Origin of the sequence: Acinetobacter sp. ABJ_C4_1 (assembly GCF_044538495.1) — a bacterium.
Classification (GTDB): domain Bacteria; phylum Pseudomonadota; class Gammaproteobacteria; order Pseudomonadales; family Moraxellaceae; genus Acinetobacter; species Acinetobacter nosocomialis_A.
Genome location: NZ_JBIUCQ010000005.1, coordinates 83,782 through 108,502 on the forward strand (window position 1 = coordinate 83,782; position 24,721 = coordinate 108,502).

Here is a 24,721-nt window from a genome sequence, read left to right on the forward strand (position 1 = left end):
AGTTATGGCTTTATTGAATCATCAACGTCCACTTTGGGCATTACTTGCAGCAGCCCCATTGATTGCGACAGTGAGTAGCAGTGCCTATGCCCAAACATGGAAGATCAATTTACGTGATGCTGACTTAACTGCCTTTATTAATGAAGTTGCAGACATTACAGGAAAGAACTTCGCTGTAGATCCAAGAGTGCGTGGTAATGTCACAGTCATTTCGAATAAACCATTAAATAAAGATGAGGTTTATGACCTATTTCTTGGGGTTTTAAATGTAAATGGGGTTGTTGCGATTCCTTCTGGTAATACGATTAAGCTTGTGCCAGATAGCAATGTTAAAAACTCAGGAATTCCTTACGATTCTCGAAATAAGGTTCGCGGTGATCAAATCGTTACACGAGTGATTTGGCTTGAAAATACCAATCCAAATGACTTAATTCCAGCACTGCGCCCTTTAATGCCTCAATTTGCGCATATGGCTGCGATTGCAGGGACTAATGCACTAATTGTTTCGGACCGCGCGGCAAATATCTATCAGCTTGAAAATATTATCCGTAACTTAGACGGAACTGGGCAGAACGATATTGAAGCCATCAACCTTCAGTCGAGCCAAGCAGAAGAAATTATCACTCAACTTGAAGCGATGAGTGCAACAGGAGCATCGAAAGATTTCAGTGGTGCTCGTATTCGTATTATTGCCGATAATCGAACGAATCGTATTTTAGTCAAAGGCGATCCAGGAACACGTAAGCGCATTCGCCACATGATTGAAATGCTGGATGTACCTTCTGCTGACCGTTTAGGTGGATTAAAAGTTTTCCGTTTGAAATACGCAAGTGCTAAAAGCCTGTCAGAAATTTTGCAAGGTTTAGTTACTGGTCAGGCAGTATCTTCATCCAGTAACAATAAGAATTCATCTAACTCATCGAATTCGATGAATAATTTGATTGGGAATAACCAGAACTCTGGTTCAAACACATCAGGTTCAAATGGCAGTTCAATATCTACTCCATCAATTAACCTAAATGGTAATTCAAACAATAATAATCAGAACAATATCTCTAGCTTTAGCCAAAATGGTGTAAGCATCATTGCAGATAGTGCTCAAAACTCATTGGTTGTTAAGGCTGATCCACAATTAATGCGTGAAATTGAATCAGCGATTCAACAACTAGACGTTCGTCGTCAACAAGTGCTTATTGAGGCCGCAATTATTGAAGTATCTGGAGATGATGCAGATCAACTTGGAATTCAATGGGCACTCGGTGATTTATCTAGTGGGATTGGTTTACTTAGCTTTAGTAATGTAGGGGCGAGTTTATCTTCTATCGCTGCTGGTTATTTATCGGGTGGTTCGGCTGGAGCTGCATCTGCTATCGCTAATGGAGCTAATAAAGGTAATGGTGCAACTTTAGGATTGGGTAATTTTGATAACTCTCGTAAGGCCTATGGTGCATTAATTCAGGCTCTCAAAGCCAATACAAAATCAAACTTACTTTCTACACCATCTATCGTGACGATGGATAATGAAGAGGCTTATATTGTTGTAGGTCAGAACGTTCCATTTGTCACTGGGTCGGTCACTACCAATAGTACAGGTATCAATCCCTATACAACTGTTGAACGCAAAGATGTTGGTGTGACATTAAAAGTTGTTCCACATATCGGTGAAGGCGGTACGGTTCGTCTGGAGGTAGAGCAAGAAGTCTCTGCTGTTCAAGATAGTCGTGGACAAGCAGCTGACTTGGTGACGAGTAAGCGTGCTATTAAAACGGCTGTTTTAGCTGAACATGGACAAACTGTAGTGCTTGGTGGTTTGGTATCAGATGACACATCACTTTCAAGACAAGGCATACCTGGATTAAGCAGTATCCCTTATGTTGGACGATTGTTCCGATCAGATAGCAGAAGTAATGTAAAACGTAATCTTCTCGTCTTTATTCACCCGACGATTGTTGGTGACGCAAATGATGTACGTCGTTTGACTCAGCAGCGCTATAACCAGCTGTATAGCCTGCAATTAGCTATGGATAAGAACGGTAATTTTGCAAAACTACCTGAGCAGGTCGATGATGTTTACAATCAAAAAATGACACCTCCAGGTATTGCTCCTCAATCAAAAAATTATCAACAGGTTCCTTCAGGTGGGAAAAGTACGACAGTAATAACCCCCGTAGCAGTAGAGCCAGCAGTTCAAAAGCAAACCTTGCAATTACCTGATCCAGAAGTGAATCGAACTAAAAATACAGTAACAACAACGACACTGCGTCCAAGCACAGCGCCGTAGTAGCATGTTATGATTGATAAAAAATGAATAGGACATAGGCATGACTTGGAAACTACAAGCAATTACTGGTGAATTTACTGGTCAAGAAATTAGTGTTGATCGTGATATGTTGGTGGGACGTCACCAAGATGCCGATTTGCTATTACAGGCCGCTGAAATTTCTCGTCGCCATGCAGCATTGCTTTTAAAGGACCAATTGCTATGGGTGCAAGACCTTAATTCATCGAATGGTACGTTTGTAAACGATATTCGTATTGAGCAAGAAAAGCAGCTACATGATGGCGATATTGTTCAATTTGCGAGTTTCAAATTCTCAGTTTTAGCACCTGCTCAAGAAAATATTGATTTACCTGAAATCGAAGCAGAGCCAGTACAAACTGCTGCACCAACACAAGACTTAAGTGATCTAGGAATGCCAAGCCTTGCAGAGCGTGCTGCAGAAACAGAAGTTCGCCGCGATGGTATGCCGCAGAATGTTTCTATACCAAAGCCTGCACCTATTCCAGAGGGTGTGGATGTCAATGTAAAACAACCATCACCTGTTACTTTTGATGAGCCTGTTTCTCGTGTTGCTGAAGAAAAAGAGCAGCAGAAGAATGCTTCAGTTGGTTTAATCACTATTATTATTTTAGTGATTTTGGCTGTATTGGCATGGTTATTCTTTAAATAATTTGTTGGTGCTTTTACAATCAAGGCATGCTAAACGCATGCCTTTTTAATTTTGAGTAGAAGAAAATGTCTGTTGCACAACTAAGTAAGCGCGATTTAATTTTATTTGATCTGGATGGAACCTTGGTGGATTCCGCTGCCGATTTATATCGGTCTATGAATTTAAGTCTGCAAACACTCGGTTGGCCATTAGTAACAGAAGCACAAATACGTGAATGGGTAGGCAAGGGCGCCTCAAAACTATGTGAAAGTGTCTTGCTTCATTTGTTTGGGAAACTAGATGCCGAACAACATAAAGTTTTATTGCAAAAGTTTCTAGACATATATGGTGCAGAGCTTTGTGTGAATACTCAAATTTACCCTGGCGTACCTGAATTTTTAAAACATTGCCAAACTTTGAATATAAAAATGGCATGTGTGACCAATAAGCCTGTCAAACTTGCTCAAGGGTTACTAGATGCATTAGAGCTTTCTCCTTATTTCCAAGTTGTACTTGGGGGAGATAGCTTACCTGAAAGAAAACCACACCCACTGCCATTATTACATTGCATGGAAAGCCTAAAAACATCGGCTTCACAATCGTTAATGATTGGTGATTCAAGTAATGATATTGAAGCTGCACGCCGTGCCGGAATTGATTGTATTGTGGTTAGCTATGGCTATAATCATGGAGAAAATATCTATGATTGCCAACCTCAGCAAGTTGTTGATAGTCTTGCTGAGTTAATTGTTTAATGAAGAAAATGGAGATAAGAATGAATAAGCGTATGGTTTTTCGATGGCGTGTCTAAACCGAATCTAGAAAAACACACTTTTAAATCGAAACCATATTAGAGAAGATTCATGACAACATTAGCGCAATTCGAGCAACTTAAGGCTGCTGGCTACAACACTATTCCAGTTTATCGCCAACGCTTGGCAGATACAGAAACCCCATTATCAGTTTTTGCCCGCTTTAAAGACCAAACACAAGCTTATTTATTTGAGTCGGTTGAGGGTGGAGAGAATTGGGCGCGCTACTCTATGATCGGATTGGGTGAATCGACAGTTTTTTCCTGCAATGCTGGTGTCTTATCTATACAGCATGCTGATGGGTCAATTACACAACAAGATTGTCTAGACCCGTTTCAATACATTCGTGAATTCCAAAAACAATTTAAAGTACCTCCAGCCGAGCTCTTACCGGATTTGCCAACCTTTACTGGCGGATTGGTAGGATATTTGGGCTATGACGCAGTTCGCTATATCGAACCACGTTTAAAGAATGTTCCTACAGCCGATCCAATTACACTTCCAGATTTATGGTTGATGCTTTCAAAAACAGTTATCGTTTTTGATAATCTTAAAGATACCTTGTTTTTAATTGTTCATGCGGATGCAGAGCAGAGTAACGCCTATGCTGATGCACAGCAAAAATTAGATCAATTAGAACAACTGTTGGCTACACCAGTCAGTTTACAAGCGAAGCCACATACACCTCCTCATTTTGAATCTATTACTGGTAAAGCAAAATTCTTAGAGACAGTAGAAAAAGTTAAAGAATACATCCGTGCTGGTGATGTGATGCAAGTTGTTCCAGGGCAGCGCATGGTTTCTGATTTTGATGGTGAAGCTTTACAGGTTTACCGTGCATTACGTCATTTAAATCCTTCGCCTTATCTATTTTTAGTTCAAGGGCAAACGATTACTGATAAGAAACCATTTCATATTGTTGGTTCTTCACCAGAAATTTTATCTCGTTTAGAAAATGGCATTGCTACAGTTCGGCCTTTAGCGGGAACCAGACCACGCGGTAAAACTAAAGAAGAAGATATTGCTCTGGAAAAAGATTTGCTTTCTGACGAAAAAGAGATTGCTGAACATTTAATGTTGATTGATCTTGGTCGAAATGATGTGGGACGCGTATCAAAAATAGGTAAGGTCCAAGTAACGGATCAAATGGTGATTGAGCGCTATTCACATGTCATGCATATTGTTTCAAATGTACAAGGCGAAGTGCGTGATGATATCGACGCGCTTGACGTGTTTAAAGCGACATTTCCAGCAGGAACGTTATCGGGCGCCCCAAAAATTCGTGCAATGGAAATTATTGATGAAGTAGAGCCTGTGAAACGAGGTGTCTTTGGTGGAGCAGTAGGATATTTAGGTTGGCATGGTGAAATGGATATGTCGATTGCAATCCGTACTTGCGTTATCCGTGATAAAAAAGTGTATGTGCAAGCTGGAGCAGGGCTCGTTGCCGACTCAAATCCAGAATCTGAGTGGAATGAAACCCAAATAAAAGCTCGCGCAGTGATCAAAGCGGTTGAATTATCATCAAACGGATTGATTTTATGAGTTTTTAGCGGTTTTTTTAAAAAAACCGCTTGCATCGTTTGGAAGTTTTGCTAAACTGCACACCGTTCCGATACGAAACGTACGAAACACTAAGAAACGCCGGCATAGCTCAGTTGGTAGAGCAACTGACTTGTAATCAGTAGGTCCACAGTTCGAATCCGTGTGCCGGCACCATTTTAAAGTGTTAAGTTGAATGAGTAAAGAACAGCACTGTAGATAAGTGCGATATTGGTGAGATTCCCGAGCGGCCAAAGGGGGCAGACTGTAACTCTGTTGCGAAAGCTTCGAAGGTTCGAATCCTTCTCTCACCACCATCCTAAACTTCGAATGAAGTGGTTATTACCAACGTTGCGGGAGTAGCTCAGTTGGTAGAGCGGCAGCCTTCCAAGCTGCATGTCGCGAGTTCGATCCTCGTCTCCCGCTCCATCGAAGGATAGTCGCTCTTATAGCTCAGTGGTAGAGCACTCCCTTGGTAAGGGAGAGGTCTCGAGTTCAAATCTCGATAAGAGCTCCAGATATTAAAGTTTGAGTGGATTTCCACAAAGTTTTCAAAAAGCAGGCTATATAGTCTGCTTTTCAAGTATTGGGTGTCTGTTTTTTAGGCGATATGTCGATAAGCTGAGTTAGCTCAGTGCCATTTGTAGTTGGTTCGACGTAAACGAGGAAGATCATCATGGCTAAAGCCAAGTTTGAACGTAATAAACCACACGTAAACGTGGGTACAATCGGTCACGTTGACCATGGTAAAACAACTTTAACTGCTGCGATTGCAACTATTTGTGCAAAAACTTACGGCGGTGAAGCGAAAGATTACTCACAAATCGACTCAGCACCTGAAGAAAAAGCACGTGGTATTACAATTAATACTTCACACGTAGAATACGATTCTCCAATTCGTCACTACGCACACGTTGACTGCCCGGGCCACGCCGATTACGTTAAAAACATGATCACTGGTGCTGCTCAGATGGACGGCGCGATCCTTGTATGTGCTGCGACTGACGGTCCAATGCCGCAAACTCGTGAACACATCCTTCTTTCTCGTCAGGTTGGTGTACCTTACATCATCGTATTCTTAAACAAATGCGACCTTGTTGACGACGAAGAATTACTTGAATTAGTAGAAATGGAAGTTCGTGAACTTCTTTCTACTTACGACTTCCCAGGTGATGACACTCCAGTAATCCGTGGTTCAGCTCTTGCTGCTCTTAACGGTGAAGCAGGTCCTTACGGTGAAGAATCAGTTCTTGCTCTTGTAGCAGCTCTTGACTCTTACATCCCAGAACCAGAACGTGCTATCGACAAAGCATTCTTAATGCCAATCGAAGACGTATTCTCAATCTCTGGTCGTGGTACAGTAGTAACAGGCCGTGTAGAATCTGGTATCGTTAAAGTTGGTGAAGAAGTAGAGATCGTTGGTATTAAAGATACAGTTAAAACAACTGTAACTGGCGTAGAAATGTTCCGTAAACTTCTTGACGAAGGCCGTGCAGGCGAGAACTGTGGTGTATTACTTCGTGGTACTAAGCGTGAAGACGTACAACGTGGTCAAGTACTTGCTAAACCAGGTACAATCAAGCCGCACACTAAATTCGACGCAGAAGTATACGTACTTTCTAAAGAAGAAGGTGGTCGTCACACTCCATTCTTAAATGGTTACCGTCCACAGTTCTATTTCCGTACAACTGACGTAACTGGTGCGATCCAGTTGAAAGAAGGCGTTGAAATGGTAATGCCTGGTGACAACGTTGAAATGTCAGTAGAATTAATCCACCCAATCGCAATGGACCCAGGTCTACGTTTTGCGATCCGTGAAGGTGGTCGTACTGTAGGTGCTGGTGTTGTTGCGAAAGTAACTGCATAAGCATAATATAGTGACGAATTACGTCTCAAGTTGAGAGCTTTGGCTCTCAACTTGCTTTATAGGTCAGTAGTTCAATTGGTAGAGCGTCGGTCTCCAAAACCGAATGTTGGGGGTTCGAGTCCCTCCTGACCTGCCATATTTTGAAATAAAAAGCTTGATGCTGGCTTAGTTGTTCATATAATAAGTCGCGAGTTCTACGACGAGTACAAAAATGTCGAATGATAAATCGCGTGACGCATTGAGCGACGCGCCAATTCCTCAAAGAAATAATTCTGCTGAAGTTGTTCGTACTGGTTCGCCTTTAGATATCGTTCTATGGGTGATAGCAATTGCATTATTGCTCTCGGCTACCATGGTGAATCAGCATTTACCAGCGTATTGGGCCCCTGCAAATAATGTATGGGTGCGCGTTGGGGTAATTTTTGCTTGTATCGTTGTGGCATTAGGTTTATTATACGCCACCCATCAAGGTAAAGGCTTCGTTCGTTTGCTGAAAGATGCACGAGTCGAATTGCGTCGAGTAACTTGGCCAACAAAACAAGAAACAGTCACTACATCGTGGCAGGTTCTATTGGTTGTAGTTGTTGCATCGTTAGTATTATGGTGCTTTGACTATGGTTTGGGTTGGTTAATTAAGTTGATTATCGGGTAAAAGAGCTATGAAACGTTGGTACATTATTCATGCCTACTCTGGTTATGAAAAACAAGTGATGCGTTCACTTACAGAACGAATCCAGCGTAGCGCTGTTGCCGATAGCTTTGGTGATGTCCTAGTTCCTACCGAAGAAGTGGTAGAAATGAAGGATGGTAAGAAACGTAAATCTGAGCGTAAATTCTTTCCTGGCTATGTGTTAGTTGAAATGGAAATGAATGATGATACTTGGCACATTGTTAAAGAATGTCCAAAAGTATTAGGTTTTATCGGTGGTACACCTGAAAAACCAGCGCCAATCACTCAACGTGAAGCAGATGCGATTCTTGCGCGTGTACGTAATACTGGTGAAGCTCCACGTCCTAAGACGATGTTTGAACCAGGTGAAGAATTACTCGTTATTGACGGTCCATTCACAGACTTTAAAGGTGTGGTGGAAGAGGTTCAATACGACAAGTCACGTTTAACGTTGACGATTAACGTGTTTAATCGACCAACTCAGGTTGAACTCGAATTTCGCCAAGTCGAAAAAACGATTTAATCTTAATTGGTTGAAAAGCGCCCGATTTTATCGGGCATTGTTGTTGTAACAGTATTGTTACGTAGAAATTGGGGAGCCTAACGGCGCCTGTACCCAGAGGTATTTTAAAATGGCTAAGAAGATTGACGGCTATATCAAGCTGCAAGTTCCAGCTGGTAAAGCAAATCCATCTCCACCAATTGGTCCTGCACTAGGTCAACGCGGTGTAAACATCATGGCATTCTGTAAAGAATTCAATGCTGCTACACAAAAAGTTGAACCAGGTCTTCCAATTCCTGTAGTGATTACTGTGTACAACGACAAGTCGTTCACATTCATCATGAAAACTCCTCCAGCTTCTATTCTTCTTAAGAAAGCTGCTGGTATCCAAAAGGGTTCATCTGTACCTAACAAAACTAAAGTTGGTAAGTTGACTCGTGCTCAATTAGAAGAAATCGCGACTACTAAAGAACCAGACTTAACTGGTGCTGATTTAGACGCGCGTGTTCGTACCATCGCTGGTTCTGCACGTTCTATGGGCTTGGAAGTGGAGCTATAAGACATGGCAAAGTTAACTAAACGTCAAAAAGCCATTGCTGCTGCTGTAGAAGCAAACAAAGTTTACACTTTGGAAGAAGCAGTACAGGTTCTTAACAGCTTACCTGCTGCAAAGTTCAAAGAATCTTTAGACATCTCTGTAAACCTTGGCGTAGATCCACGTAAATCTGATCAGGTTGTTCGTGGTGCTACTACATTACCTGCAGGTACTGGTAAAACTGTACGTGTAGCTGTATTTGCTCAAGGTGCTCAAGCAGAAGCTGCTAAAGAAGCTGGTGCTGATGTTGTAGGTTTTGATGACCTTGCTGAAAGCATCCAAGGTGGAAACCTTGACTTTGATGTTGTAATCGCTGCTCCAGACGCTATGCGTGTTGTTGGTAAGCTCGGTACAATTCTTGGTCCACGTGGTTTAATGCCAAACCCTAAAGTAGGTACTGTAACTCCTGATGTTGCGAATGCTGTTAAAAACGCAAAATCTGGTCAGGCTCGTTACCGTGTAGACAAAGCGGGTATTATCCATGCTGCGATTGGTCAAGTTGGCTTTGATGCTGCTGCAATCCGTCAAAACGTTGAAACTTTAGTTGCTGACTTGAAAAAGTTAAAACCTGCAACTTCTAAAGGTGTATACATCAAAAAGATCACTTTGAGCTCAACTATGGGTCCTGGTCTTACTGTTGATGTAAACAACGTTTCTAACTAAGTTTTAACTTAGTTCTGTACAGAATTTTAAAGTCCTGATTGAGCAGGTAGCAAAAATAGAAATAAGTTTCTATTTTTGCGCAGTCAAAGCAACGCTTTGACTCTTGCTTATCAGGCGGACTTTGAATTGATGAATGAGAATTTATCAGCGTCAAAGACCTCAGGCGAGAAGGCGTTATTTTCGAATAGCGGCTTTTCTTAATAACCCAGCCTGCGTAGACGCGGTGGTGTGATTTGTTCCTCCTCCGCGTGTAAGTCGAAAGGCTTACGAATTGGGAGTGTGCCCATTGGGTGCATAAATCACCTTAGGAGGTTTTACAATGGCTCTTCTTATCGAAGACAAAAAACAGATCGTTTCAGAAGTAAGTGAAGTTGCTTCTAAAGCGTTTGCAGCCGTTGTTGCTGACTATCAAGGTTTAAGCGTAGAGCAATTAACAACACTTCGTGTTGAAGCTCGTAAGTTAGGTGTAACTACACGTATCGTACGTAACACTTTGGCTAAGCGCGCATTCCAAGGTACTCAATTTGATATCTTGAACGACAACCTTGTTGGTCCAACAATTCTAGGTTTTTCAACTTCTGAAGATGACATGGGTGCAGCTGCACGCTTGTTTGAAGAATTTGCAAAAACTAACAAAGCATTTGAATTAAAAGCTGCTGCATTTGACGGCAAAGTTTATCAAGGTGCTGATGTTAGTGTTATTGCTAATCTTCCAAACCAAGAGAAAGCGCTTACTATGCTTGCCTCTGTTCTTCAAGCTCCTATTTCGAAATTGGGTCGCCTCATTACAGCGCTCAAAGAGAAAAACGAGTCAGAAGCTGCTTAATCAATTTTACACACCATTCAATATCCATTTGGAGTTATTCTCATGGCTTTAACTAACGAAGAAATCTTAAACGCAGTTGCTGAAAAAACTGTTCTTGAACTTGTTGAATTAATTTCTGCTTTCGAAGAGAAATTCAACGTTTCAGCTGCAGCTGTTGCTGTTGCTGCTCCAGCTGGTGGCGCTGCTGCTGCTGCTGAAGAACAAACTGAATTCAACGTTGAGTTGACTTCTTTCGGTGCTAACAAAGTAGCTGTAATTAAAGCAGTTCGTGAAGCAACTGGCCTTGGTCTTAAAGAAGCTAAAGACCTAGTTGAAGGTGCTCCTCAAGTTCTTAAAGAAGGCGTTTCTAAAGAAGAAGGCGAAGAACTTAAGAAGAAACTTGAAGAAGCTGGTGCTACAGTTACACTTAAGTAATTGTAAAAGGAGTCGGTTTTTAAATCGGCTCCATAAAATGGCTGATGGCTCTTGGGTCATCAGCCTTTTTGCGTTACAATAATCGGCTCGATTTTTGTTAGTTTTGTTTGATTTTTAGAAAAATCTAAATAAAACAAGAAATTTCAAATGTTTACCAATATTTTTCATTTTTAAAAATATTGTTAAGCGTTTTTATACCACTAAAAATTGCAGCATTTGTAAACAGTGGTGGCCATATCGGCCTGCGTAATTCCTTCTGAGCCCGTTCTGCAGGCGGGCTTAGTTTACTTTCCGAGGACTCCAGATGGCATACTCATATACCGAAAAGAAACGGATCCGTAAGAATTTTGGTAAATTGCCCCAAGTAATGGATGCACCGTACTTATTATCGATCCAGGTCGATTCGTACAGAACATTCTTGCAAGATGGCAAAACTCCAAAAAACCGCGAAGATATCGGTCTCCAAGCCGCATTTCGTTCAGTTTTTCCTATCGAAAGTTATTCTGGCAATGCTGCTTTAGAATTTGTTGAGTATAGCCTTGGTAAACCTGAGTTCGATGTACGCGAATGTATTCTTCGTGGTTCGACTTATGCGGCACCAATGCGCGTTAAAATTCGTTTGATTATTAAAGATCGCGAAACTAAATCAATTAAAGACGTACGTGAACAAGAAGTCTATATGGGTGAAATCCCACTGATGACTGAAAATGGTACCTTTGTTATCAATGGTACTGAGCGTGTAATCGTATCTCAATTACACCGTTCACCAGGCGTGTTCTTTGACCATGACAAAGGTAAGACTCACTCAAGTGGTAAAGTGTTGTATTCAGCACGTATCATTCCTTACCGTGGTTCATGGTTAGACTTTGAATTTGATGCAAAAGACCTTGTTTACGTACGTATTGACCGTCGTCGTAAATTACTTGCTACTGTTGTGTTACGTGCACTAGGTTATAACAATGAACAAATCTTGAATTTGTTCTACGAAAAAGTACCTGTGTATCTTGACATGGGCAGTTATCAAATTGACCTTGTTCCTGAACGCTTACGTGGTGAAATGGCTCAATTTGATATTGCTGACAATGAAGGTAAAGTCATTGTTGAGCAAGGTAAACGTATTAATGCGCGTCACGTACGTCAAATGGAAGCTGCAGGTTTAACTAAACTTTCAGTTCCTGACGAATACTTATATGAGCGTATTACTGCTGAAGACATTACTTTACGTGATGGTGAAGTGATTGCTGCGAATACGTTGTTAAGCCATGAAGTAATGGTGAAGTTGGCAGAAGGCGGTGTTAAGCAATTTAACATCCTGTTCACGAACGACATCGACCGTGGTTCTTTTGTTGCTGATACATTACGTGCAGACACAACAGCGGGACGTGAAGAAGCATTAGTAGAAATCTACAAAGTAATGCGTCCGGGCGAGCCGCCAACAAAAGAAGCTGCTGAAAACTTATTCAACAACTTGTTCTTCTCTTCTGAGCGTTATGACTTATCTCCAGTAGGTCGTATGAAGTTCAACCGTCGTTTAGGTCGTCCTTACGAAGTTGGTACTGACCAGAAGTCACGTGAAGTTGAAGGTATTTTATCGCACGAAGATATTATCGATGTATTACGTACATTGGTTGAAATCCGTAATGGTAAAGGTGAAGTGGACGATATCGACCACTTGGGTAACCGTCGTGTACGTTCTGTTGGTGAAATGACAGAAAACCAATTCCGTGTTGGTTTGGTTCGTGTTGAGCGTGCTGTTAAAGAACGTTTAAGCCAAGCAGAAACAGATAACTTGTCTCCACAAGACTTGATTAACGCTAAACCAGTTGCTGCTGCAATCAAAGAATTCTTTGGTTCAAGCCAGTTATCTCAGTTCATGGACCAAAACAACCCATTATCTGAGATTACACATAAGCGTCGTGTATCTGCGCTTGGTCCTGGTGGTTTAACACGTGAGCGTGCAGGCTTCGAAGTACGTGACGTACATCAAACTCACTATGGCCGTGTTTGTCCAATTGAAACTCCTGAAGGTCCAAACATTGGTTTGATCAACTCGCTTTCTGTATATGCAAAAGCGAATGACTTCGGTTTCTTGGAAACACCATACCGTAGAGTAGTAGATGGTCGTGTAACTGATGCAGTTGAATATTTATCTGCTATTGAAGAAGTAGGTACTGTTATTGCACAGGCCGACTCTGCTGTAGATAAAGATGGCAACTTAACAGAAGAATTCGTTTCTGTTCGTCATCAAGGTGAATTCGTACGTATGCCACCTGAAAAAGTGACGCATATGGACGTTTCTGCACAACAGGTTGTATCTGTTGCTGCATCACTTATTCCATTCCTTGAACACGATGACGCGAACCGTGCATTGATGGGTTCGAACATGCAACGTCAGGCTGTTCCTACTTTACGTGCTGACAAGCCACTTGTCGGTACAGGTATGGAAGCGAACGTAGCACGTGACTCAGGTGTGTGTGTAATCGCAAACCGTGGTGGTGCAATTGAATATGTAGATGCTTCTCGTATCGTTATTCGTGTAAACGAAGATGAAATGGTTGCAGGTGAGGCAGGTGTAGATATCTATAACCTCATCAAATATACACGTTCGAACCAAAATACTTGTATTAACCAAAATGTTATCGTGAATTTGGGTGACAAAGTTGCTCGTGGTGACATCTTGGCAGACGGTCCATCAACAGACATGGGTGAACTTGCGCTTGGTCAAAACATGCGTGTAGCGTTCATGACATGGAATGGTTACAACTACGAAGACTCGATCTTATTATCTGAGCGTGTTCTTCAAGAAGACCGTTTAACTTCTATTCATATTCAAGAATTGTCATGTGTAGCACGTGATACTAAGTTAGGTGCAGAAGAAATTACTGCCGATATTCCTAACGTAGGTGAAGCTGCGCTTTCTAAACTTGATGAATCAGGTATCGTTTATATCGGTGCTGAAGTTACTGCTGGTGACATCTTAGTTGGTAAAGTAACGCCTAAAGGCGAAACTCAGTTAACTCCTGAAGAAAAATTGCTTCGCGCAATCTTTGGTGAAAAAGCTGCTGACGTTAAAGATTCATCTTTACGTGTTCCATCTGGTACTAAAGGTACTGTTATCGACGTTCAAGTCTTCACTCGTGATGGCTTAGAGAAAGATGACCGTGCATTAGCGATTGAAAAAGCACAGCTTGATTCTTACCGTAAAGACTTGAAAGAAGAATATAAAATCTTCGAAGAAGCGGCTCGTGAGCGTGTAATTCGTTTACTTAAAGGTCAAGAGTCTAATGGCGGTGGTTCAACTAAACGTGGTGATAAACTTTCTGAAGATTTATTGTCTGGTTTAGAGCTTGTTGATTTACTTGAAATTCAACCGACAGATGAAGCAATCGCTGAGCGTTTAACTCAAATTCAAGTGTTCTTGAAAGAGAAGAGCGCAGAAATCGATGAGAAATTCGCTGAGAAGAAACGTAAGCTTGCAACAGGTGATGAGTTAACAACTGGCGTATTGAAAGTTGTTAAGGTTTACTTAGCTGTTAAACGTCGTATTCAGCCTGGTGATAAGATGGCTGGTCGTCACGGTAACAAGGGTGTTGTATCTAACATCTTACCTGTTGAAGACATGCCACACGATGCGAACGGTGTACCGGTAGATATCGTATTGAACCCGTTGGGCGTACCATCTCGTATGAACGTGGGTCAGATTCTTGAGACTCACTTGGGTATGGCGGCTAAAGGGCTTGGTGACAAAATCGAAAAAATGTTGAAAGAACAGCGTACAGTTTTAGAGCTACGCGAATTCTTAGACAAGATTTATAACAAAGTCGGTGGCGAGCAAGAAGATCTTGATAGCTTGACTGATGATGAAATCCTAGCACTTTCAGGCAACTTACGTGCTGGTGTTCCTTTAGCTACTCCTGTATTTGATGGTGCTGAAGAAAGTCAAATTAAAGATTTACTTGAATTGGCTGACATTTCACGTACAGGTCAAACAGTATTGTTTGACGGACGTACAGGTGAACAGTTTGACCGTCCAGTAACTGTTGGTTACATGTACATGTTGAAGTTGAACCACTTGGTTGATGACAAGATGCACGCACGTTCAACTGGTTCTTACTCATTAGTTACACAACAGCCGCTTGGTGGTAAAGCACAATTCGGTGGTCAGCGTTTCGGTGAGATGGAAGTATGGGCACTTGAAGCATACGGTGCAGCATATACACTTCAAGAAATGCTCACAGTGAAGTCGGATGACGTTGAAGGACGTACTCGCATCTATAAGAATATTGTAGATGGTAACCATTATATGGATCCGGGTATGCCTGAATCGTTCAACGTATTGACCAAAGAGATCCGTTCTTTAGGTATCAACATTGAACTGAAAAATGGTGACTAAGTCGTAAGACTCACGATTTTTTAGGAAAAAACAATATTTGTGACCCAGTCGGGTAAGCGAGGCTTCCCGACACACGGAGAAAAAAATTGAAAGACTTGCTCGATATCATGCGTAAGAAAACGGATTCAGATGGTCATGCGCCAGTTGAGTTCGACCGTATCCGTATTGGTCTTGCGTCACCAGAAATGATTAAGTCATGGTCTCATGGTGAAGTTAAAAAGCCTGAGACAATCAACTATCGTACGTTCAAGCCAGAACGTGACGGTTTATTCTGTGCCAAAATCTTTGGTCCAGTAAAAGATTACGAATGCTTGTGTGGTAAATACAAGCGTATGAAATACAAAGGCGTCATTTGTGAAAAGTGTGGCGTTGAAGTAACTACAGCGAAAGTTCGTCGTGAACGTATGGGTCACATTGAACTTGCTTCTCCAGTTGCGCATATCTGGTTCTTAAAATCGTTACCTAGCCGTATCGGTTTATTACTTGATATGACACTTCGTGATATCGAACGTGTATTGTATTTCGAATCATACGTTGTTACTGATCCTGGTATGACACCATTTGAAAAGTATCAACTTCTTAACGATGAAGAATACTTTACAGCTTTAGAAGAGCACGGTGACGAGTTCGTTGCGAAAATGGGTGCGGAAGCAGTTCAAGACTTGTTGAAAGACATTGACCTTGAAGCTGAAATTGCTCGTTTACGTGAAGAAATTCCTCAAACAACTTCTGAAACGAAGTTGAAAAAAGCATCTAAACGCTTGAAATTGATGGAAGCATTCAAAGACTCGAACAACAAGCCAGAATGGATGGTAATGAATGTACTTCCGGTGCTTCCACCAGATTTACGTCCATTAGTTCCACTTGAAGGTGGTCGTTTCGCGACTTCTGACTTGAACGATTTATATCGTCGTGTGATTAACCGTAACAACCGTTTGAAGCGTCTTCTTGACCTTGCAGCGCCAGACATTATCGTACGTAACGAAAAACGTATGTTACAAGAGTCTGTAGATGCATTGCTTGATAACGGTCGTCGTGGTCGCGCAATCACTGGTTCTAACAAACGTCCATTAAAATCTTTGGCAGACATGATCAAAGGTAAACAAGGTCGTTTCCGTCAGAACTTGTTAGGTAAGCGTGTTGACTACTCTGGTCGTTCGGTAATTACTGTAGGTCCTACTTTACGTCTTCACCAATGTGGTCTTCCGAAGAAAATGGCGCTTGAATTATTCAAACCATTTATTTTCGCGAAACTACAAGCTTCAGGTCAGGCAACAACCATTAAAGCTGCGAAGAAAATGGTTGAGCGCGAGACTCCGGAAGTTTGGGACGTTCTTGCATCTGTAATTCGTCAACATCCAGTGATGTTGAACCGTGCGCCAACACTTCACCGTTTAGGTCTTCAAGCATTTGAACCTATTCTTATTGAAGGTAAGGCAATCCGTCTTCACCCACTCGTTTGTGCTGCGTTCAACGCCGACTTCGACGGTGACCAAATGGCGGTACACGTTCCATTGACACTTGAAGCACAGTTAGAAGCTCGTGCATTGATGATGTCAACGAACAACATCTTGTCACCAGCAAACGGTGAGCCAATCATCGTTCCTTCTCAAGACGTTGTCTTGGGTCTTTACTACATCACTCGTGATGCAGTAAATGCGAAAGGTGAAGGCATGGTGTTTGCGGATACTCACGAAGTAAACCGTGCACTTGCAACTGGTCAAGTTGCGATTCATGCGCGTGTTAAAGTGCGTGTGCATCAAACTGTTATCAATGAAAATGGTGAACGTGAACACCAAACTATTATTGTTGATACAACACCAGGTCGTTGCTTACTTTGGGAAGTTGTTCCACAAGGTTTAAGTTTTGACATGATCAACCTTGAGATGACTAAAAAGAACATCTCTAAGTTAATCAACTCTTGCTACCGTAAACTTGGTTTGAAAGATACTGTTATCTTCGCTGACCAGTTAATGTACTTGGGCTTCCGTCAAGCGACTCGTTCAGGTGTATCTGTAGGTATGGAAGACATGTTAATTCCACCTACGAAACATACAATTATTGATAAAGCGGAAACAGAAGTTCGTGAAATCGAACAACAGTTCGAACAAGGTTTCGTAACTGCTGGTGAACGTTATAACAAAGTTGTCGATATCTGGGCGCGTACAAACGACCAAGTTGCGAAAGCGATGATGGATAACTTGTCTTACACTGTTGTTAAAAACAAACAAGGTGAAGACGAGAAGCAAAAATCATTCAACAGCATCTATATGATGTCTGACTCTGGTGCCCGTGGTAGTGCGGCACAGATTCGTCAGCTTGCTGGTATGCGTGGTTTGATGGCAAAACCGGATGGCTCGATTATTGAGACACCGATTAAAGCGAACTTCCGTGAAGGTTTGACAGTACTTCAGTACTTTATTTCTACACACGGTGCGCGTAAAGGTTTGGCCGATACAGCATTAAAAACTGCGAACTCTGGTTACTTGACTCGTCGTCTTGTAGATGTAGCGCAAGATTTAGTAATTACCGAGCCTGACTGTGGTACAGCGGGTGGTTTGGTAATGACTCCATTCATTCAAGGTGGTGATGTCATTGAGCCATTACGTGACCGCGTATTAGGTCGTGTAACTGCTGAAGATGTACGTCGTGCATCTGATGATGAAGTTGTATTACCTCGTGGTACGTTAATTGACGAGAAAATCGCAGCTCAGCTTGAAGAAGCTGGTGTCGATGAAGTTAAAGTACGTTCAGTAATTGCGTGTGAATCTACATTCGGTGTATGTGCTCGTTGTTATGGTCGTGACCTTGCACGTGGTCACTTGGTGAACCCAGGTGAATCAGTAGGTGTAATGGCTGCACAATCAATTGGTGAGCCAGGTACACAGTTAACGATGCGTACGTTCCACGTAGGTGGTGCTGCGAGCCGAACTTCTGCTGCAAACAGTGTTCAAGTACGTAACAAAGGTACTGTACGTTTCCACAACGTGAAAACTGTACAACACGCGAAAGGTCACTTGGTTTCAGTTTCACGTTCAGGTGAAATTGGTATTGCCGATGAGTTAGGCCGTGAGCGTGAGCGTTATAAACTTCCTTACGGTGCAAGCATCTTGTTGAAAGATGGTGAAGTCGTTGAGGCAGGTGGTATCGTTGCAACTTGGGATCCGCATACACATCCATTAGTAACAGAAGTTGCTGGTAAAGCACGTTTCAGCCAAATCGCTGATGGTGTAACTGCAACATCGAAAACTGATGATGCAACTGGTATGACAACTGTTGAAATCTTGCCTGTAACAGCACGTCCTGCTTCTGGTAAAGATTTACGTCCAGCAATCGTATTGGATACGGCTGATGGTGGTGAACAGTTCTACTTCTTACCACAAAACACGATTGTTACCGTTCGTGATGGCGAAACAATTGGTGTGGGTGACGTTATTGGTCGTGTACCACAAGAATCTTCACGTACTCGTGATATTACCGGTGGTCTTCCACGTGTTGCTGACTTGTTCGAAGCACGTAAGCCGAAAGAACATGCGATCTTGGCAGAAGTGTCTGGTATCGTAAGCTTTGGTAAAGAGACTAAAGGTAAGAACCGTTTAGTAATTACTCCAGATGACGGTTCTGAAATTTACGAAGAGTTGATTCCAAAATGGCGTCAAATCAACGTGTTTGAAGGTGAGCATGTGAACCGTGGTGAAACCATTTCTGATGGTCCACAAAACCCACATGACATCTTACGCTTGAAAGGTGAAGTTGCTTTAACTAACTACATCGTGAACGAAGTTCAAGACGTTTACCGTCTCCAAGGTGTAAAAATCAACGACAAGCACATTGAAGTTATCGTACGTCAAATGTTGCGTAAAGTTGATATCATCGATGGTGGTGATACAAGCTTCATTAAAGGCGAACAAGTGGATTACATCCGTGTTGTTCAAGAGAACCAAGCTGTCTTGGCTCAGAACAAGTTCCCTGCGAAGTTTGAACGTCAATTGATGGGTATTACGAAAGCATCGCTTTCTACTGACTCGTTCATCTCTGCTGCATCGTTCCAGGAAACAACTCGTGTGTTAACTGAAGCTGCTGTAACAGGTAAAGAAGATGATTTACGTGGCTTGAAAGAAAACGTTGTTGTGGGTCGCTTGATTCCAGCTGGTACTGGTCTTGCATACCACTTAGAGCGTCGTCGTCAAGAAGCAGAAGCTGCAGAACATGAACTTCATAATGACTTCAGCGAAGTAGACCAAGCATTCAGCCAAGCATTAAACTCAGAGCAATTCTAAGTTTAGACTGGCAATAAAAAAAGGCACCTCAGGGTGCCTTTTTTATTTATATTCATTTTTAACAATTAAAAGTTGTAATTACATAAACACATTAAAGAGCCATTATTTTATTACTTAAGCGGGATAAAGACTCCACAAAAACCCATTAGGCTACCTGCTTATGAAGACTGGAGTAAATCGAATGAAAAAAATGATGATGATTGCAGGTGTGGGTTTGATGTCAACCACTCTATTTGTCGGTTGCCAAAATGCAAGTCCAGAAAGCAAACGTATTGGTTCAGCCGCTATTGGCGGTGGTGCAGGTGGTGCTGTAGGTAAACATGTGGGCGGTAATATTGGTGCAGGCTTAGGCGCGGCGCTTGGCGCAGGTGTGGCAGCCAATGCAAAAGGGTCTAGTAGTAAAACTGTACGTAATAGTGCGATTGGTGCCGGTGTGGGTGCTGTATTAGGTGGTGCAATCATTGGTGGTGATTCAGGCGCTGCTGCAGGAGGGGCGCTTGGTGGTAGTGCAGGCGCGGCTTATGAAGAGAAAAAAGGGAAATACTAAAATTACCCTTTAAGATATTTAAAAAAAAGAAGCTCTTCATTAAATAAGAGCTTCTTTTTTGTCTCCTTAGTAGATTGAAATTTAAATAATTAACTTTACATAGAAGGCTTTTACAAAATATCAATCGATTGCCACAGTGCGATAACACAAACTGATCAAATTACTCATAAAAGAAGATTATGCTTTGATAAAAGCACAAAGGAGTGAGTACGGTCATGAAAAAAACAATTGGTTTAATTTCTACTTTAATGTTATCTGCATTTATGTTCACTGGTTGTCAGAATATGAGTCCATCTGACCAGCGTATTGGCGCAGCTGCATTAGGCGGTGCTGTTGGTGGTGGAGTTGGTAACCATGTAGGTGGTGGTATAGGTGCGGGTGTCGGTGCAGCAGCAGGTGCTGGTGTAGGTTCAAATAGCCAAGGCGGCAGTAAGCAAACCACGACCAAGAGTGCGATCGGAGCTGGTATCGGTTCTGTGGTAGGTAAAGCAATATTGGGTGGTGACTCTGGTGCTGCAATTGGTGGCGCAATTGGTGGTGGTGCTGGCGCTGCGATTGAAGAAAAGAAATAAAGTTTACTGAAATAAAATAAGCGCCTTAGAGCGCTTATTTTATTGTTGAAAAGCTTTTGCTTTTTTACGGCGAATGTAGAGAGTCTTTTGTACTTCAGCAATTCTCACGCCCGATTCATCAAAAATATTTAAATGATATGTTCTGAGTACCGGAGTATAGTTCTCGGCGAGTTCTCGAATCTGTTCAATTTCTGCTAAATCAACTCGGATGTCGGCATAAACAGTACTTCGGCCAGGCGATAAAAAATTAATTTCAGCCGCTTTATCCCAGACAATGTATTTTGACCCTAAGTGATGTATAAGAATCAGCATATAAAATGGATCAACCATCGAATAAAGACTTCCACCAAAATGAGTACCTACCAGATTTTGGTTTTTCCAGGTCAGTGGCATTTTTACCCGAACATGACAAAGTTCTAAGTTCATGACTTCAATATAAATCCCTGCCCCACGATAAGGTGGGTAGTGGTTAAATAAGAATTTAGAAATTGAAGGAATGTTCTGAAGTTTTTTTAAAATAGCCATAATAGTCAATTTTTTTTATTGCAACACTGGTCATACTAGATAAGTATCATCTTTTTTATATTGATGGCAATGCTTTATCCGATTAACGACATGATCGATTGAAAAACAAAATAGGAAATGATTATGCAGCCAAAGATTTATACAGTAACAACAAGTGACCAACAAACGCTTTGTGCCAAGGCTTGGGGCGATGAGAAAAATACTCCATTAGTTTTAGTACATGGTTATCCTGATAATCAGGAAGTATGGGAATCGGTCATTGAGCATTTAATCAATGATTTTTATATTGTTACTTATGATGTCCGTGGAGCGGGCTTGTCATCTATTCCTAAACGAATACGAGATTATCGTTTAGAGCGTTTATCTTTAGATTTACAAGAAGTCGTCGATGAAGTACTCCCAAACCGACAGTTCCATATGGCCGCACATGATTGGGGTTCAATTCAGTCTTGGGAGTCTGCAACTGAACCTAAATTTAAAGGTCGCTTGTTATCGTACACGACCATCTCTGGTCCTTGTTTAGATCATGCTGCACTGTTCTTAAGAGATAAGTTTAAAACAGATCCTGCAAAGATCTTAAAAATATTAACGAAATCATGGTATATCGGTGCGTTCCATTTACCATTAATTGCTCCAACAGTATGGTCTCTTTTTAGTCCAGAAAAATGGGGCAAAATATTAAAAGACTTAGAGCGAAAAGATAATTTACCGTTAAATAGTAATATTTCTGCTGACGGTAAATATGGGATTAATTTATACCGTGCGAATTTTATTCCTCGCTTAACAGCTCCTCGCCAGCGTTATGCACAATGTCCAGTCAAAGCAATAATTTTAAAATACGATACTTTTGTGAGTCCTGAATATATTACGGAAGCAATGCCAAAATGGGTTGAAAACTTTGAGTATGTTGAGCTTGAAGCAAACCATTGGGCGATTCTGAGTCAGGCTGAAAAAGTGGCAGGACATATTCGTCAGTTCATCGAATCACAAAGTTAATAAGTGCCTGTTTAATTTACAAAACTGATAATTTGGCGATATTTTCGGCTTCGTAGATGCGAATCTGATAGAATATCGCCTTTTGTTTTGTTCTGAATTTGTTCATGAATGCTGTTGTTGTGGCGATTGCTGTGATGTTTTTACTCTCACTAGCACGCGTTTCTGTCGTATTGACATTAGTGGTCTCTGCCATTGTTGGTGGTCTTGTCGCGGGTTTAAGCCTTTCTCAAACGGTTGAAGCTTTTAATGCAGGTCTAGGTGATGGTGCCGAAGTTGCACTTGCTTATGCCGTATTAGGCGCATTTGCACTTGCCCTTTCTAAATCGGGTTTACCCGATCTGCTTGCTCATAAGCTTATTGGTCTCTTGGGGATGGAAGCGGGGAAAAGCCGTGAAACCAAAGTAAAATATTTACTCTTAGGTATTTTACTGATTGCTGCCATTTTCTCTCAAAACCTGATACCTGTTCATATTGCATTTATTCCTGTACTTGTACCGCCGTTATTACGAGTCATGAACCATTTAAAACTAGATCGCCGCGCAGCAGCTTGTGTTTTGACTTTAGGTTTAGTGGGTACCTATATTTTTCTACCTGTCGGCTTTGGTGCGATTTTCCTTGAACAAATCTTAATGGGAAATATCAACAAAATTGGTGCTGCTTATGGCTTACATGTAGAACGAGGTATGATGCCAATTGGCATGGCAATTCCAGTTCTAGGAATGGTTTTAGGTACTTTGGTTGCGGTGTTTATTAGTTACCGTAGGCCAAGAATTTATGCTGATCGTACCATTACCCCTGTAACCACCATTGATTTAGATAAACCTCTGCGTGCAACAGCGCAAGATGAAACAGCAGATCTAAAAGCCGATGCAGAAGAACTTAAACATGAAGCAGAGCAAGGCCCTGTAATTGCTAAGAAAACAATTTTCATGGCTTTACTGGCGATAGGCCTCACTTTAGTTGCACAGCTTTATTCTGGCTCAATGATTTTGGGTGGTTTAGTAGGCTTTGCAGTTTTGTCTACAGCTGGCATTTTTAAGTGGCAAGATGCAGATGATGTCTTTGTACAAGGCATGCGAATGATGGCTCTAGTCGGTTTTATTATGATTTCCGCTGCGGGTTTCGCTTCAGTCATGACGCATACTGGGGATATCAATCAACTGGTAAAAGGTGTGGTTGAAATCATTGGGGATAATCGTGCGCTTGCAGCTTTCTTAATGCTTTGTATTGGTTTATTTGTCACGATTGGTATTGGTTCATCTTTCTCAAGTGTTCCTGTTTTAGCAGTTATTTATGTGCCTTTATGTGTACAGTTTGGTTTCTCGCCATTAGCAACGATTGCACTGATTGGAACAGCAGCGGCTTTAGGTGATGCAGGTTCTCCAGCTTCCGATTCAACTTTAGGACCTACAGCTGGCTTAGGAGTAGATGGGCAGCATGACCATATTTGGGATACTGTGATTCCAACATTTATCCACTTTAATATTCCTCTACTCGTTTTTGGTTGGATTGCAGCCATGGTTTTATAAGTTTTTATAATATATTGAATTAAAACCTCCTTAATAATTATCTAAAGATAAGCATTAAGGAGGTTTTTTTATGTTATAAATAAAACATGCATTTAAAATAAATTATATTAAAATACTCGGAATTTAAAGTATATTAAAAAGGTTGGTTATATAAAATAATTCTGATTAATTAGGTTGGGATGAAAACCAATTAAAATGGTTGGTTAATATATAATTTTATTTAAAACAGTTATTTAAAAATAAATATAAAAATAATTTTATAATGGGTGTTGCATCAATTTAAAATAAATGTTTATTATAAATATAAATAAGGTTGGAGATATTAAAGTGTTCAAAAAAGCGTTGGTTATTGCATTAATGGGGATGTCTTCATTTACTTTTGCTGGTAATTGGCAAGTAAAATTTGGTGGTAGTGTTATTGCTCCATCAGAAGATACAACAACTGCTTTAGGTGTAGTAAAGGCTGATAATGAATATGCATTTACACCATCAGTTGAATACTTTTTTGGCGAATCTCCTTTTTCGGCAGAATTATTATTAGCAACGCCAGTTAATCATGATGTTTTATTAGATGGTCAGAAAGTAGCGCGTATTAAACAATTACCACCGACAATTACCGCGAAATATCATTTTAAAAACTCGACTCGTTTTACACCGTATATTGGTATCGGGGCGACAGCATTTATTCCTTGGGATGAACAAGGTGTTGCTGACAAAGTAAAAGAAGATTTTGGTGTAGCTGGGCAAGTTGGTTTTAATTTCCAACCTGCTGATGCGAAAAATTGGGGTGTATTTGTAGATGTTCGCTATGCGGATATTAGCCCAGAAGTTACTTTAACAAATGGTGCTAAATTCGACTTGGATATTAACCCGTTTGTTTACACTTTAGGTTATAGCTATAAATTTTAAGCATAATAATAAATAGAAAAAATATAATAACAAACCTAGACTCAGGCACCTCACATAGATTTTATGTGAGGTTTTTTATTTTATTGTTCTCACTAAAAAAAGCATAAAACAGACAGTTTTCTACATATTCGTTCAACCTTTATTTTTAA

19 protein-coding genes and 5 tRNA genes are annotated in these 24,721 nt (G+C 41.1%); 23 read left to right on the forward strand and 1 reads right to left on the reverse strand.

The genetic code is table 11. The features are described from left to right. The first annotated feature begins 4 nt into the window (after positions 1-4). The 20 genes from gspD to ACIF8R_RS08615 all read left to right on the forward strand — a co-directional run bounded on the left by gspD (position 5) and on the right by ACIF8R_RS08615 (position 20,613). Positions 5-2,281 carry a type II secretion system secretin GspD gene (gene gspD, locus ACIF8R_RS08520; RefSeq protein WP_396480237.1) on the forward strand — a complete coding sequence of 759 codons (2,277 nt, stop codon included), beginning with the start codon at positions 5-7 and terminating at the stop codon, positions 2,279-2,281. Positions 2,282-2,321: 40 nt separating this feature from the next. Further along, the gene (locus ACIF8R_RS08525; protein WP_016805439.1) at positions 2,322-2,951 is read left to right on the forward strand and encodes an FHA domain-containing protein; all 630 of its coding nucleotides are present in this window, start codon (positions 2,322-2,324) and stop codon (positions 2,949-2,951) included. A 65-nt stretch (positions 2,952-3,016) separates the two neighbouring features. Further along, the gene (locus tag ACIF8R_RS08530) at positions 3,017-3,685 is read left to right on the forward strand and encodes a phosphoglycolate phosphatase (protein ID WP_263612765.1); all 669 of its coding nucleotides are present in this window, start codon (positions 3,017-3,019) and stop codon (positions 3,683-3,685) included. A gap of 108 nt (positions 3,686-3,793) precedes the next feature. After that, a complete protein-coding gene (gene trpE, locus ACIF8R_RS08535; RefSeq protein ID WP_031952251.1) occupies positions 3,794-5,287 on the forward strand; it encodes an anthranilate synthase component I in 1,494 nt (497 codons plus the stop codon). Between the two features lie 98 nt (positions 5,288-5,385). Further along, positions 5,386-5,461 (forward strand) — tRNA-Thr (locus ACIF8R_RS08540). A 56-nt stretch (positions 5,462-5,517) separates the two neighbouring features. After that, positions 5,518-5,601: transfer RNA gene (locus ACIF8R_RS08545), tRNA-Tyr, on the forward strand. A gap of 36 nt (positions 5,602-5,637) precedes the next feature. Further along, positions 5,638-5,713, forward strand: a tRNA-Gly gene (locus tag ACIF8R_RS08550). A gap of 13 nt (positions 5,714-5,726) precedes the next feature. Beyond that, positions 5,727-5,801: transfer RNA gene (locus ACIF8R_RS08555), tRNA-Thr, on the forward strand. Positions 5,802-5,960: 159 nt separating this feature from the next. Further along, positions 5,961-7,151 carry an elongation factor Tu gene (tuf, locus tag ACIF8R_RS08560; RefSeq protein ID WP_002157016.1) on the forward strand — a complete coding sequence of 397 codons (1,191 nt, stop codon included), beginning with the start codon at positions 5,961-5,963 and terminating at the stop codon, positions 7,149-7,151. A gap of 60 nt (positions 7,152-7,211) precedes the next feature. Then, positions 7,212-7,287 (forward strand) — tRNA-Trp (locus ACIF8R_RS08565). Between the two features lie 75 nt (positions 7,288-7,362). Continuing rightward, entirely contained in the window at positions 7,363-7,803 is a 441-nt protein-coding gene (gene secE, locus ACIF8R_RS08570) for a preprotein translocase subunit SecE (RefSeq protein ID WP_002157045.1), read from the forward strand. A 7-nt stretch (positions 7,804-7,810) separates the two neighbouring features. Beyond that, complete coding sequence (nusG, locus tag ACIF8R_RS08575; protein WP_002115092.1) at positions 7,811-8,344, forward strand: transcription termination/antitermination protein NusG; 534 nt, start codon at positions 7,811-7,813, stop codon at positions 8,342-8,344. Positions 8,345-8,453: 109 nt separating this feature from the next. Beyond that, complete coding sequence (rplK, locus tag ACIF8R_RS08580; RefSeq protein WP_001074682.1) at positions 8,454-8,882, forward strand: 50S ribosomal protein L11; 429 nt, start codon at positions 8,454-8,456, stop codon at positions 8,880-8,882. A 3-nt stretch (positions 8,883-8,885) separates the two neighbouring features. Next, on the forward strand, positions 8,886-9,581 hold the full coding sequence (rplA, locus tag ACIF8R_RS08585; RefSeq protein WP_002156922.1) for a 50S ribosomal protein L1: 696 nt from the start codon (positions 8,886-8,888) through the stop codon (positions 9,579-9,581). A 319-nt stretch (positions 9,582-9,900) separates the two neighbouring features. Further along, positions 9,901-10,407 carry a 50S ribosomal protein L10 gene (gene rplJ, locus ACIF8R_RS08590; protein ID WP_002157004.1) on the forward strand — a complete coding sequence of 169 codons (507 nt, stop codon included), beginning with the start codon at positions 9,901-9,903 and terminating at the stop codon, positions 10,405-10,407. Positions 10,408-10,449: 42 nt separating this feature from the next. Beyond that, positions 10,450-10,821, forward strand: coding sequence for a 50S ribosomal protein L7/L12 (rplL, locus tag ACIF8R_RS08595; RefSeq protein WP_174728237.1), 372 nt, complete (start codon positions 10,450-10,452; stop codon positions 10,819-10,821). A 304-nt stretch (positions 10,822-11,125) separates the two neighbouring features. Further along, on the forward strand, positions 11,126-15,214 hold the full coding sequence (rpoB, locus tag ACIF8R_RS08600; protein WP_263612767.1) for a DNA-directed RNA polymerase subunit beta: 4,089 nt from the start codon (positions 11,126-11,128) through the stop codon (positions 15,212-15,214). An 86-nt stretch (positions 15,215-15,300) separates the two neighbouring features. After that, positions 15,301-19,494 (forward strand): DNA-directed RNA polymerase subunit beta', encoded by a 4,194-nt coding sequence (gene rpoC / locus ACIF8R_RS08605; RefSeq protein ID WP_311087017.1) that lies wholly within the window; start codon positions 15,301-15,303, stop codon positions 19,492-19,494. A gap of 181 nt (positions 19,495-19,675) precedes the next feature. Next, positions 19,676-20,041 carry a DNA transfer protein p32 gene (locus ACIF8R_RS08610; protein WP_162281026.1) on the forward strand — a complete coding sequence of 122 codons (366 nt, stop codon included), beginning with the start codon at positions 19,676-19,678 and terminating at the stop codon, positions 20,039-20,041. Positions 20,042-20,256: 215 nt separating this feature from the next. Next, a complete protein-coding gene (locus ACIF8R_RS08615) occupies positions 20,257-20,613 on the forward strand; it encodes a DNA transfer protein p32 (RefSeq protein ID WP_311087016.1) in 357 nt (118 codons plus the stop codon). A gap of 39 nt (positions 20,614-20,652) precedes the next feature. Here the strand turns inward: ACIF8R_RS08615 and ACIF8R_RS08620 are convergent, their stop codons facing one another. Continuing rightward, positions 20,653-21,138, reverse strand: coding sequence for a DUF4442 domain-containing protein (locus ACIF8R_RS08620; protein ID WP_396480241.1), 486 nt, complete (start codon positions 21,136-21,138; stop codon positions 20,653-20,655). Between the two features lie 117 nt (positions 21,139-21,255). Between ACIF8R_RS08620 and ACIF8R_RS08625 the strand changes: the two genes are divergently transcribed. The 3 genes from ACIF8R_RS08625 to ACIF8R_RS08635 all read left to right on the forward strand — a co-directional run bounded on the left by ACIF8R_RS08625 (position 21,256) and on the right by ACIF8R_RS08635 (position 24,572). Continuing rightward, the gene (locus ACIF8R_RS08625; RefSeq protein ID WP_396480243.1) at positions 21,256-22,134 is read left to right on the forward strand and encodes an alpha/beta fold hydrolase; all 879 of its coding nucleotides are present in this window, start codon (positions 21,256-21,258) and stop codon (positions 22,132-22,134) included. 104 nt (positions 22,135-22,238) lie between these two features. Continuing rightward, the gene (locus ACIF8R_RS08630) at positions 22,239-23,663 is read left to right on the forward strand and encodes a Na+/H+ antiporter family protein (protein WP_396480245.1); all 1,425 of its coding nucleotides are present in this window, start codon (positions 22,239-22,241) and stop codon (positions 23,661-23,663) included. A 327-nt stretch (positions 23,664-23,990) separates the two neighbouring features. Then, a complete protein-coding gene (locus ACIF8R_RS08635; protein WP_263612774.1) occupies positions 23,991-24,572 on the forward strand; it encodes an OmpW family outer membrane protein in 582 nt (193 codons plus the stop codon). Positions 24,573-24,721: the final 149 nt, after the last annotated feature.